Raw genomic sequence first — 12,390 nt, 5'->3', positions numbered from 1 at the left:
ATAATTATTTCTTTTCAAAAATTCAATTATAAAAAATATTTATTATAAAAAAATTATCAAATTAATTCTTTTTTGGCGGAGAAAAAGGGATTCGAACCCTTGCATCTATTCGATCTACTTACTTTCCAAGCAAGCCTCTTCAACCACTTGAGTATTTCTCCTTAACAATAACGATAATCTATTTCATATAATTTATTTTATATCGCTATAAAATAAATTATATGAAATAGTATTGAATAAAAATCAATTATATAAATTTAAAACATTATTTATTTTTTACTAAAATAAAAAACATTTTGAGCTATTTTTAACTCTTCATTTGTCGGAATAACCATTACTTTTACAGAAGATTTTTCGTTAGAAATAATTTTTTCTATTCCTCTAGTTCCTTCATTAGCTTCATTATCTAAAAAAATATTTAATATTTCTAATTTTTGAATTATTTGTTTTCTAAAAAAAGATGAATTTTCTCCTATGCCTGCTGTAAAAATTAAAACATCTATTCCTTTTAATAAAACATAATAACTCGCTATATAATCTACTATTCTTTTTAATTGTATATCGAAAGCTAAAATAGATTGCGGATCTTTTTCTGAAATTTTTTGTTCTAAAACACGACAATCATTCGAAATTTCAGAAACACCTAACATGCCTGATTTTTTATTTAAAATATCTAAAATTTGTTCTGTTGTTTTATTTTCTTTTTGAGTTATAAAAGATATAACTGTAGGATCGATATTTCCGCTTCTAGTTCCCATAGGAACTCCTTCTAAAGGAGTTAATCCCATTGATGTATCAATAGATTTACCGTTTTCAATAGCAGCCAAAGAAACTCCATTTCCAGCGTGACAAACTATCATTTTTAAATTAGCTTTTTTGAAAATTTCTGCGACTTTTTCAGTTATATATTGATAAGAAATGCCATGAAAACCATATTTTCTTAATTTATATTTTCTATACCATTCATAAGGAGTAGCATATAAAAAGTTTTGTTTCGGAATATGTTGATGAAAATTAGTATCAAAAACTCCTATTTGCAACGTTTGAGGAAGAATTTTTTTAAATAATTTAATACCTAAAACATTAGCGGGAGTGTGTAAAGGTGCTAAATCCTCTAAACTTTCTATTTTTCTGATATTTTCGTCCGTTAAAACAACTGAATTATTAAATAATTCCCCCCCTTGAACAATTCTATGCCCTATACCTTCGATTTCGTCCAAAGAATTTAGAATTTTATTTTTCACTATAAAATCTAATAATAACTCAATAGCTTGTTGATGATCTTTAATTGATAAAATATTTTTTTGTTTTTGTTTGTTAAATTCAATATTAAAAATAGCTTCTGCACTTCCTATTTTTTCAACAGAACCATTAAATAAAACTTCTTCAGAAGGCATATTAAATAATTTGAATTTAAAAGATGAACTACCTGAGTTAATTGAAATAATTTTCATAATATTCTTTCTTTATTTAAAATTTTAAAATAATATTTTATTTTATACACATATTTATTTTAAAATAATTTATGTTTTTTTGCTACAAAAATTATTTTTGTAATTTGATCTATTTTTTAATTATATAATAAATTTTTTTATTTTTGTTTAATGTTTTTATTATTATAACATTTCATTTTTTATATTATAATTAAGTATATAAAAGTTGAAAAAATATTTTTTTCATTTTATTATCTAAATTTATTTTTTTCAAGTAAGGAATTTATAATCAAAAAATGTATAACCATGGAAAAGAAAAATTATACTCAATTATATTATATTATATTTATACTCCATTAAAAAATTTAGAACAATTAAAAAAAGATCATTTTGAATATTGTAATAAATTAGGGCTTTTAGGTAGAATAATTATTTCTGAAGAAGGAATAAACGGGACTTTATCAGGTTTTAAAAAAAATATCAAAAAATATATGGAATATTTAAAATCTATTGAAGGTTTTGAACAAATTGATTTTAAATTAGATCCTCATCATGAAAATGTTTTTCCTAGACTTTCTATTAAAATTAAAAAAGAAATAGTAGGTTTAAAATTAGATAAAGATGTGCGTGTTGAAAACAATTTAAAAAAATATTTAGAACCTAAAGAATTTTTTAAATTTTTACAAAAAGAAGATGAAAATGTAGTTATTTTAGATGTAAGAAATAATTATGAATATGATTTAGGTCATTTTCAAAAAGCTATTAATCCTAATATTGATAATTTTCGTGATTTACCACAATGGATAGATAAAAACTTATCTCTTTTTAAAAATAAAACAATTTTAACTTATTGTACTGGTGGAGTGCGTTGTGAAAAAGCATCTCTTCTTTTAGAATCTAAAGGTATTAAAAAAGTTTATCAATTAAAAGGTGGTATTTTAAAATACAATCAAGATTCAGAAGCGCAAGGGCAATTATTCCAAGGAAAAGTTTATGTTTTTGATAAAAGGATATCACGTTCCGTTAATAAAAAGGAAAATATTATTACGGGCAGAGATTTTTTTGATCAAACTCCTTGCGAAAGATATATTAATTGTGCTAACCCTAGTTGCAATAAACAAATTTTATGCAGCGAAAAAAACGAAATTAAATATTTAGGTAGTTGTTCTCAAGAATGCGCAAAAAATCCAAGCAATCGTTATATTTTAAAAAATAAAAATATAGAACGTTTTCAAAATAAAATAAAATAATTTATTTTAGTTAAATATTTTTTTTATAATAGTTATTTTATTGTTTTTATAATATATAATATGTTTATAATTATAAAAAAATTAGCGTGTGATTAAGTAATTAGAAATTATTTTTTTATACATAATAAGGAGTTAGTATTTTTTATGTTAGCCATAATTAAAAGCGGAAGTAAACAATTTAAAGTATGCGAGGGACAAGAAATTTTTGTAGAAAAATTAAATCTTGAAGTAAATCAAACACATGTTTTTGATCAAGTTTTAGCTATCGAAGATGAAAATAAAAAACAAGAAACTATTTTAGGAACTCCATTTATAGATAATGCAAGAATAGAAGCTAAGGTAGTTAAACAAGGTAAAAATAAAAAAATTATTGTTTTTAAATATAAAAAGAGAAAAAAATATCGTTTAAAACAAGGACATAGACAGTTATATACTAAATTGTTGATTACTAAAATTATTTTTTAAAATTTATGATAAAATATTCTTTTGTTAAAATAGAAAATAAAATTGAAAAAGTAGAAATTCGGGGACACGCTTTATATTCTTTTAAAGGGAATGATATTGTGTGCGCTTCTGTTTCTTCTGTTATTATTTTTATTTTAAACGCTATAGAGATTTTTGAATTAAAAACTAAAATAACATTCGATTTAAAAGAAGGTTATTTTTTTCTAAAAATTTTAAAATTTGATGACATAATTAATAAATTATTATCAAATTTAGAATATACTTTAAAAAATTTAAACAAAACTTATCCTAAGAATTTAAAAGAAATTTAAATATCAAATTATTAAAAGGAAGGTATTTATATAATGTTATTACAATTTAATATTCAATTATTCGCTTCTAAAAAAGGTGTAGGAGCTACTCGTAACGGAAGAGATTCGCATTCTAAGAGATTAGGATCTAAATTATCTGATGGACAATATGCTAATAAAGGTTCAATTATTTATCGTCAAAGAGGAACTAGAATTTTTCCTGGGAAAAATGTAGGTATCGGAAGAGATCATACTTTATTCGCGCTTATAAACGGAATAGTTAAATACGAAGTTAAAAGCAAGCAAAAGCAAAAAAAAGTTTCAATTATTTTTGATAAAAAAAAAGTTAATTAAAATATTTTTTTGGCAAAATAATAAATGAATTTTATAGATGAAACAGTAAATTTTGTTAAAGCTGGTAACGGTGGTGACGGAATTGTTGCTTTTAGAAGAGAAAAATATGTCCCTTACGGAGGACCTTCTGGTGGAAATGGCGGTAAGGGTGGTTCCGTTTTTTTTATAGGAGATACAGGTCTTAATACTTTATTTAAATTACAATATCAACACAAAATTGTAGCTTCTAATGGAACCCATGGAAAAAGCAAAAATCAAAATGGTGCTAAAGCCGAAGATGTATTTATAAAAGTTCCTTTAGGTACATTAGTTTATAATAATACCACTCAAGAATTTATTGGCGAAATTATAGAAATCGGTTCTCTATTATTGATAGCGAAAGGCGGACGTGGCGGAAGAGGTAATTATTCTTTATCTAATTCTAAAAATAAAGTCCCTTCTTTTGCAGAAAAAGGAGAATTAGGCGAAAGTTTATTTATTAGAACAGAATTAAAAATTTTAGCTGATGTGGGATTAATTGGTTTTCCTAATGTTGGTAAATCTTCTTTGATTTCTAATATTTCTAATGTTAAATCAAAAGTAGGTTCTTATGTTTTTACTACTACAAAACCTTTATTAGGAGTTGTAAATATAGATAATTTTAGTTTTACAATCGCAGATATCCCTGGTTTAATTGAAAATTCTCATATTGGAAAAGGAATGGGGATTAATTTTTTAAAACATATTGAAAGATGTAAAATTTTAATTCATATATGCAGTGCTGAAAATGAAGATATTTATTCAAGTTTTATTCAATTAAATAAAGAATTAAGTAATTATAATGATAAAATTTTACAAAAACCTCAAATAATTGTATTGAATAAAATGGATTTAGAGGGGGCTGAATATAAATTAAAAACTTTCCAAAAATCTCTTACTCCTCCTAAAGAAATTATTCCTTTTTCTATTTGGAATCGTTTAAATTTTGATTATTTAAAATATAAAATAAAAACATTTTTGGAAAATTATAAAGAAATTTCGGATAATTCTATTATTAAAGAGCATAAATTATTCACTTTAAATAACGAAGATGAATGGAATATTTATAAAGATGATCAAGGTTGTTTTGTTGTTGAAGGCTTTAAAATTCAAAAACTTTTTCAAAAAACTGATTTAAATAATTATGAATCTTTAAAAAAGTTTTCTTTTTTATTAAAAAAATTAGGAGTGGAAGAAGAATTAATTAAAAAAGGTATGACAACCAAAGATAAAGTGAAAATTTGTGGTTATATTTTTGAGTTAATTAATTAAGAATTTAGTTCAATAATTATATGTTTAATATTTACGAAAGTAATAACCTTAATAAAAGATCAACTATTTTAAAAAAAATTGTTTTAATATCTAATTTATTATCTTTGTCTTTTATAATAAAGTTTTGTTCATTACATTTAGCAAACACTAGTTTTCTTAATTTAGAATTTTTGAAAATATTTTTTTTCGTGGAATTTTTCAGTTTTATTCCTTTGCTTTTTATTCATTTGTATTCGAATAGATTTATCGCTTTTATAGGAACATTTTTAATAGATTTTATTTCAATATTTTTTAATTATAAATTCAGATTGTATAACCCTATTTTAGGTTGCACTTACGCTTTTTGTTGGGGTATTTTACCTAGTTTTTTCTTAAAAAAAGAAGAACGTTCTTTTTTTAAAATTTATATATATATCTTAATTATTTTTATTTGTCATTTTTTTCTTTTTCATGTTCCTATTGTTTATTGGGGGTTTGATAGAAATTTTGCTGATATATTGAAAAATAATTTTAATTTTGTATCATTCATAGAAAGAATTAAAAAAATTTTTTTCTTTCCTTCTATTAAAACAGAAAGTAACATGTTTGAAACAATTATTCGATTTGTTTTGCTTATTAAATTTTTTACTATTTTCGCATTATCTTTTTTAATTACTTTTTTATATATAAAAATTAAAGAACAAATTTTATCATTATTTTAGAAATATTTTATTTAATTTAATTACAATATTAAAATAAAAAGACTATATTTGATAGTCTTTTTATTTTAAACAATCAAATAATTATTTCATAAAATATTCTTTTTGTTTAATGTCATTTTTTAAATAAATATTCTTGTGAATTTATTCTTTTTTTTCTAAAAAATTCAGAACATATATTGTTTTATTTCGTTCAAAGAGAAAAAAATATTTATTTTTTGATTGTTTTTCTTTATTATATGTTTATCTTTTTTTTATTATTATATAACATTAATAAAAGAGTAACAAGTTTCTAAAATTTTAGCACACTAAAATATCTTTGTTATTCAAGTATATATTATTTATATTTTATATTTAGCCATATAATTTTCTTTTTAAAAGAAAATAAATGTTTATAAATGGGTTAATATAAAAGTATATTATTTGCGTTTTTTTTGTTTTTTTGATAAAATAATATATATATTTTTCTGAAAAATATATTTATTATTTTTAAAAAATTAATAATAAAAAGGAATTTTTAATATATGTATAACAATAACCAATATAAAAATAAACCGAACTATAATAATAGATCAAAATTTCCTTCAAATGCTTTATATAAAGCAGATGGTTTTGTGAAAACTGGTTGTGTATTTGGGATAATTGGTTGTATATTATCTTCAATTTTATTATTTTCATCTCTTATTATATCAAACTTTATGACAGAACAGGAATTTTTTATAAATATAAAAGAGATATCAATAGGTTTTAATATATTATTATTAATATTTCTTGCATTATCGATTACTTTATTAATTTTATTTATTAGAATTTTTAAAGGACAAGCATCACCAACTACAAAAATGGTTATCGGAATGTTTTGTTGTCTTGGTGGTGGCTTTGTAGGAATTTTAATTTTAGCTGGAAAATACGAACCAAAAGTATCCAAAAGCATATAATAAAAAAGATTTTTAAATAATATTAATATAATAAATAATAAAAAGACTCAATAAATTGAGTCTTTTTATTATTTATTATAGATTTTAATTTTTTATATTTTATTACCTATATGAAGATTGTAATGAAGTTTACAAATTTCATAATTTTTTAACATTAAATTAACTTTGTTTTGGGTTATAATTATTACTTTGGTTAAATGGGTTGTTTTAAATTGTATTTAATATTTAGATTATTGGGATTCTATCTTTTTAGTTCTTATTTTCCAACTAAAATTAAAATTCCTACAATTAATTTTAAAAATCCTACATTTAAACCTAAAATCATTATATTGAATGCGCCAAATGAACACAATATTATTCCGATAACCATTTTTGTAGTTGGTAACGCTTGCCCTTTAAAAATTCTAATAAATAAAATTAATAAAATAATTGATAATACAAGTGATATTAAAGATATTATTTTAATAAAAGAAATTAATAAAATTAAAAAATTTGGCAAATGTTGTATTCCGGTAAAACTTTGTATTCCGGCTAAAATTAAAGATAATTTAATTAAAGATAATACATGACTAATAATACCGACTATACAAACCCAGCTTTCACACAATTATCTGCTTCATATTCAATTGTTTTAGAGGGTGTAAAATTATAAAAATTATTCTTATTTTGATAATTATTATACATATATAAAATATATTCCTTTTTTTATTATTAAATTAAGAGAAACTTAACATATTATAATTTTCTAGAAAACATATTAAGTTTATCTTAATTTTAACAAAAAAAAAAAAAAAGACAAATAATAACTTTTGATGCTAAAGTTATTTATTTAAGTAGATAAAGATATTAATTAAAATACATAAATTTATGTATTTATGTATTTTTTAATAATATTTAAAATATAAAATAATAAAAAGACTCAATAAATTGAGTCTTTTTATTATTTATTATAGATTTTAATTTTTTAGATTTTATTTCCTATATGAGGATTATGATGGGGTTTACAAATTTCATCATTTTTTAACATTAAATTCACTTTATATTGTTTGGATTGTTTGGATTGTTTGGATTGTTTGGATTGTTTGGATTGTATTTATTACTTTGGTTATATGGGTTATTAGGATTGTTTTGGTTAAACAGATTGTTTGAGTTATAATCATTACTTGGATTATATGGATTGTTTGGATTGTATTTATTTTTTGGGATATTTGGATTGTTTGGAACATTCAAATTATTTGGATTATAATTATTACTTTGATTATTTGGATTGTTTTGAATATAATTATTATTTTGATTATATGGGTTATTTGGATTGTATTTATTACTTTGGTTATATGGGTTATTTAAATTATTTTGATTAAATGGAATATTTCGATTATATCCTTTTGGTTCATATTTACCAACTAAAATTAAAATACCAGGTATTAGTCCTAAGAAAATACCTAATATACCACCGATTGTCTTAGTGCTTGGCTGATTGTTTCCTTGGTATATTCCTTGATATAAAATAATTAACGGAATAGTTATTATCATTGTAATGATAAAAATACTTAAAAAACATGCATAGATAATCATTAAAACACAACCTATTTTAACAGCTACATCTGGTTCATATGGAATTGTATAAACATGGATATGTTGGTTATATTTTTCGTATTGAGGATGTTGAGGGGTGTAATTATTATACATATATAAAATGAATTCCTTTTCTTTTATTATCGAATGTAAAAAAATAAGAACGCTTTAATTTTAACAAAAAAAAAAAAAAACAAATAATACCTTTTGATACTAAAGTTATTTATTTAAGTAGATGAAGATATTAATTAAAATACATAAAGTTATAAATTTATTTATTTTTTTAAACAAAAGATTTTTAAATAAAAAAGTAAATATAAAAAAATAAATTCAATAAATAAAATTATTATTATTGTTGCAATTTTTATATTTTAGGAAAAATTATGATATCCTATATATTAAAAAAATTTGATTAAATTATGATATTGTAAAAAAAATATAAATTTAAAAAGATAAATAAAATCTCTTTTATCATAAAATAACCATCTTTTATCTGAAGCTAGGAATAATTATTATAAAAATAAAAAAATTTTATTAATTAATTTTTAAATAACTCTAGATTTAATTTAATAAATGTTACGGTTCTAAACCGTTTTATAGTTAATTTAAAATTAGATTTTTTTAAAAAATCAATCTTATTTGTTTTTATTATAACATGTAGAAATAAAAAAAATAAAAAACAAAGACAATTTATTATAACATAAATATTTAATTAAAAAATAATTAATGTTTTTTTATAAATTAGAATTTAAATAATTATTTTTTTCAAAATAATTATTTAAAAAAGTGTTCGGTTTTAAATATTTATTGTATTTTATTTCTCTGTAGTTATTGTAATAATTAATATAGAGTTTGATAATGATTCTTGTTTCTTTTTCTGTCAGTTCTTTTATGTTTTCAAATCTAAAAGTTTCTAATTTTTGAATGCTCTTGTAATTAAAAAAATTTATTAAGTTTTCGATTGTAATTTGTTATTGTTTCTTTTTTAATTAAAATAATATTGAAATTGTTAACGTCTTCTAAATATTGAATAATTTTTTTAAAATCAAAAATAAAATCTTCTAAACATTTTTTTAAATATCTTTTTTTGTTTAAAAATTTAATTTAAGATTTAATTATAAAACAAACCAAATCTTATTTAATTTAAGATTTGGTTTGTTTAATTTTTATAACTAATAATACGAAATTAATAGTTTGTTTTAAAAAGTTTAATTTTGATTTCTATACTTTTTGAGGCAGGGTGTCATTTATGTTTTTGTATTTTTTTAAATTAAATAAATTCAATATTTAACATTTTCTTTATCATTAAAATTATATTTATTTTCTTTTAAAATTTGAAATACTAAATTTTTTACTAATGGGTTTACAAATAAAATATTTTCTTGAGAAATATATTTAGTTTTAATATTAAGGTTTTTTAAAAAAACAATTTTTAAAGTTAATAAATTAGCTTTTTGTAACATTCTTCTAATTTTTTGTATTTTAACTTGTTTTTTCATTTTCAACCTTTTTTTAATAATAAAAATATATATTATAATAAATAATCTTGAAATGAAATATTTATATTAATTTAATTCATTCTTTTATTATTATATAACATTAATAAAAAATAAAAAAGTTTTTAACTTTCAACACACTGTATATTTTGCTGGTTTTTTTAGGTTAAATAATTATCTTGTATGATAATATTCCTGAAATAACTCCATATATTTACATCATTTAGCGCCCTAAAAAAATCAATTTGTTGTTTTTTCACAAACGAAATAAAAAATATTTAGGCCTAATGCTGAATATGGGAGTAAACAATCCCTTATCTAAATATAAGTTCTATAAAAATAAAAAAATAAATATTTAAGTAAAAAAATACCTTTCTGGGGTTGAAAATTTTGTATTTATTAAAAAAAATAAAAAGTAAAAAGAATCTCAAAAAAATTAAAAATATATCAAAAAAAACTCAATAAATTAAGTCTTTTTTCTTTTAATCAAAAAAACAAAAAAACTAACTTATTAGTTGTTTTTAAAGAATATTTTAAAAATTAAAATTGTCTAAACTTTTATAAAAAACAAATCTAGAACTTATAACAAAATAATTTTATTTATCTTAATTGCGGTTTTTGTATAATGTTAAATTCGTTGTTACCAAATTCATCTTAGCAATTTGATCACTATAATTATTAACTAATAATATTTCTTTTTCAGATAACAATTGAACTTGTATATTTGTTTGGGCACCCCATAAACTTTTTTGTTTTATTATTTTTAAATATAAATTAGGTTTGTTTTTGTATTCATATAAGTTTTTATCTACAAATAAATCTTGCAATAAATTAATTGAAGAATCTGTTTTTAATTCATCATTTTTTAAATAAAAAATTATTGGATTTTTTGTCAGAATGTTTAAAATATGTTTTGTATACATTCGAAAACCATCTTCTTGTTTACCAACTAAATCACTTATTTGATAATAATTTTTTTCTGTTGTATCATTTAATTTTATTTTTTTAAAAAAATTAACCTCATTGGGCAATTTATATGTCACTTCTGGATATATATTAGCCTCATTAGCCGTTTGCGATTCAAAAATATTATCTGATTCCATTGAAGTTGTATTTGATTCATCCTTTTTAACATCTTTTTTTTCAGAAATAAAAAAATAAAAAACTAACAAACATAATAAAAGTATCAATAATATTACAAATATTAATGATATTAATTTATTTTTTTTTATATTTGTTTTTTTTACCATAAAAAGAATCTGCCACCTTATTTTAATTTTTTAATATTAAACTATTAATAACAAAAAATAATAACGGATAACAACAAATTAAATAAACCCAATAGTGATTCAATTAAATTTGAACACTATTAAACATAATTATATAAAAAAAAATAAAAATTCATTTAAAAATATTTAATATTAAAAAAATAAAGAGAAAAAAATATTATTTATTATAATGTATATTATTTATAAGATAGTTTATTTAAAGATAATTTTATAAAGGGATTTATTATGTTTATAGGAAGAAAAAAAGAATTAAATATTTTTAAAAACAAAATAAAATCTAATAATTTTGAATTTGGTTTACTTTATGGTCGAAGAAGAGTGGGAAAAACTAAATTATTAAAAGAAATTTGTAAGTTATTTCCTGCTATTTATTTTGTAGCTGATGAAAGTGGTCTAAGGAACAATTTAAAACAATTAAGTAAAATAATAGCTCATTATTTTTAAGAACCTATTATATTTGAAAGTTACGAAGATCTTTTTTTTATATTTAGTTAAAAAAAACAAAAAACAAACTATTATTTTGATAATTGATACATTTTCTTATTTATTAAAAAATAATTCTAATATTTTGTCTATTTTACAAAATATTATCGATCAACATTTAGAAAAAACTACTATTAAATTAATTTTATCAGGTAGTTATGTAGGGATGATCGAAGATATGATTGTTTATAATAAACCACTTTATGGAAGAAACACTTTCAAAATTAAATTAAAACCTTTTGATTACTACGAATCATCTTTATTTTATCCAAAATCCTCTTTAGAAGATAAAATCAGATTATACGCTATTTTTGGAGGATTGCCTTTTTATTTAAATAGAATAAAAGATAGCAAAAGTGTTAAACAAAATATTATTGATTTAGTTTTAGATGATGGAGCTATTTTTGAAGATGAAATCGCTTTTTTTAGCTCAAGAATTAAGAAGTGTGGATAATTATCTTAAAATTTTAAAAGTAATTGCAGGCGGTAATACTCGAATTAATGATATCACTCATAAAGCTGGAATTAATCACACAGGAACTACTACAAAATACTTAGATATATTACAAAAATTAGATATTGTAGAAAAAGATATTTGTTTTGGTAAAAAAAATATAAAAAAACTCTTTATTTTATCAAAGATCAATTTTTTAATTTTTCCTTTCGTTTTATTGAAGTTCATAAAACACAAAAAACTATTATGTCAGGGAATAATTTTTATAAAAAGATAATAGAAAAATATTTAAATGAATTTGTCTCTTTTGAATTTGAAAAAATATGTCAATATTTTTTTTACAATATTACCATTTAAATGATTTAACTGAAATAG

At 20.2% G+C, this 12,390-nt stretch carries 14 protein-coding genes and 1 tRNA gene; 10 read left to right on the top strand and 5 right to left on the bottom strand.

The annotated features are described in order from the left end of the window. Positions 1 to 73: 73 nt before the first annotated feature. Together LFWB_RS03270 and LFWB_RS03265 are read right to left on the bottom strand one after the other, a co-directional pair. Positions 74 to 161: transfer RNA gene (locus LFWB_RS03270), tRNA-Ser, on the bottom strand. A gap of 108 nt (positions 162 to 269) precedes the next feature. Beyond that, entirely contained in the window at positions 270 to 1,454 is a 1,185-nt protein-coding gene (locus tag LFWB_RS03265; RefSeq protein WP_281411831.1) for an acetate kinase, read from the bottom strand. Positions 1,455 to 1,729: 275 nt separating this feature from the next. Here LFWB_RS03265 and trhO point away from each other — a divergent pair, with 275 nt between their 5' ends. The 7 genes from trhO (at position 1,730) to LFWB_RS03230 (ending at position 7,287) form a co-directional block, all read left to right on the top strand. Beyond that, positions 1,730 to 2,683, top strand: coding sequence for an oxygen-dependent tRNA uridine(34) hydroxylase TrhO (gene trhO / locus LFWB_RS03260; protein ID WP_210954611.1), 954 nt, complete (start codon positions 1,730 to 1,732; stop codon positions 2,681 to 2,683). Positions 2,684 to 2,827: 144 nt separating this feature from the next. Further along, complete coding sequence (gene rplU / locus LFWB_RS03255; protein ID WP_210954610.1) at positions 2,828 to 3,148, top strand: 50S ribosomal protein L21; 321 nt, start codon at positions 2,828 to 2,830, stop codon at positions 3,146 to 3,148. Between the two features lie 5 nt (positions 3,149 to 3,153). Next, on the top strand, positions 3,154 to 3,459 hold the full coding sequence (locus LFWB_RS03250; protein WP_210954609.1) for a ribosomal-processing cysteine protease Prp: 306 nt from the start codon (positions 3,154 to 3,156) through the stop codon (positions 3,457 to 3,459). Between the two features lie 33 nt (positions 3,460 to 3,492). Then, the gene (gene rpmA / locus LFWB_RS03245; RefSeq protein ID WP_210954608.1) at positions 3,493 to 3,792 is read left to right on the top strand and encodes a 50S ribosomal protein L27; all 300 of its coding nucleotides are present in this window, start codon (positions 3,493 to 3,495) and stop codon (positions 3,790 to 3,792) included. A 24-nt stretch (positions 3,793 to 3,816) separates the two neighbouring features. After that, positions 3,817 to 5,082 carry a GTPase ObgE gene (gene obgE, locus LFWB_RS03240; protein ID WP_210954607.1) on the top strand — a complete coding sequence of 422 codons (1,266 nt, stop codon included), beginning with the start codon at positions 3,817 to 3,819 and terminating at the stop codon, positions 5,080 to 5,082. Positions 5,083 to 6,304: 1,222 nt separating this feature from the next. Beyond that, positions 6,305 to 6,718, top strand: a complete 414-nt coding sequence (locus tag LFWB_RS03235; RefSeq protein WP_210954606.1) for a hypothetical protein — start codon at positions 6,305 to 6,307, stop codon at positions 6,716 to 6,718. A gap of 329 nt (positions 6,719 to 7,047) precedes the next feature. Continuing rightward, positions 7,048 to 7,287, top strand: a complete 240-nt coding sequence (locus LFWB_RS03230; RefSeq protein ID WP_210954605.1) for a hypothetical protein — start codon at positions 7,048 to 7,050, stop codon at positions 7,285 to 7,287. A gap of 463 nt (positions 7,288 to 7,750) precedes the next feature. On the opposite strand, the gene LFWB_RS03225 is transcribed toward LFWB_RS03230, so the two are convergent. The 3 genes from LFWB_RS03225 to LFWB_RS03215 form a co-directional block, all read right to left on the bottom strand. Beyond that, positions 7,751 to 8,407 (bottom strand): hypothetical protein, encoded by a 657-nt coding sequence (locus LFWB_RS03225; RefSeq protein ID WP_210954604.1) that lies wholly within the window; start codon positions 8,405 to 8,407, stop codon positions 7,751 to 7,753. Between the two features lie 1,166 nt (positions 8,408 to 9,573). Further along, positions 9,574 to 9,792 carry a hypothetical protein gene (locus LFWB_RS03220; RefSeq protein WP_210954603.1) on the bottom strand — a complete coding sequence of 73 codons (219 nt, stop codon included), beginning with the start codon at positions 9,790 to 9,792 and terminating at the stop codon, positions 9,574 to 9,576. Positions 9,793 to 10,394: 602 nt separating this feature from the next. Then, a complete protein-coding gene (locus LFWB_RS03215) occupies positions 10,395 to 11,039 on the bottom strand; it encodes a hypothetical protein (protein ID WP_210954602.1) in 645 nt (214 codons plus the stop codon). A gap of 264 nt (positions 11,040 to 11,303) precedes the next feature. Here LFWB_RS03215 and LFWB_RS03210 point away from each other — a divergent pair, with 264 nt between their 5' ends. The 3 genes from LFWB_RS03210 to LFWB_RS03200 are packed head-to-tail and all read left to right on the top strand — an operon-like array spanning position 11,304 to position 12,292. Next, positions 11,304 to 11,522 carry an ATP-binding protein gene (locus LFWB_RS03210; RefSeq protein ID WP_210954601.1) on the top strand — a complete coding sequence of 73 codons (219 nt, stop codon included), beginning with the start codon at positions 11,304 to 11,306 and terminating at the stop codon, positions 11,520 to 11,522. 13 nt (positions 11,523 to 11,535) lie between these two features. Then, entirely contained in the window at positions 11,536 to 12,015 is a 480-nt protein-coding gene (locus LFWB_RS03205) for an AAA family ATPase (protein ID WP_210954600.1), read from the top strand. Continuing rightward, complete coding sequence (locus LFWB_RS03200) at positions 11,972 to 12,292, top strand: hypothetical protein (RefSeq protein ID WP_210954958.1); 321 nt, start codon at positions 11,972 to 11,974, stop codon at positions 12,290 to 12,292. Before LFWB_RS03205 ends, LFWB_RS03200 begins: the two co-directional genes overlap by 44 nt. Positions 12,293 to 12,390: the final 98 nt, after the last annotated feature.

Origin of the sequence: Candidatus Phytoplasma luffae, assembly GCF_018024475.1 — a bacterium.
In the GTDB taxonomy this organism is placed as follows: domain Bacteria; phylum Bacillota_I; class Bacilli_A; order Acholeplasmatales; family Acholeplasmataceae; genus Phytoplasma; species Phytoplasma luffae.
The sequence above is the reverse complement of the archived record's forward strand: the minus strand, read 5'-3'. Positions and strand labels throughout refer to the sequence as shown.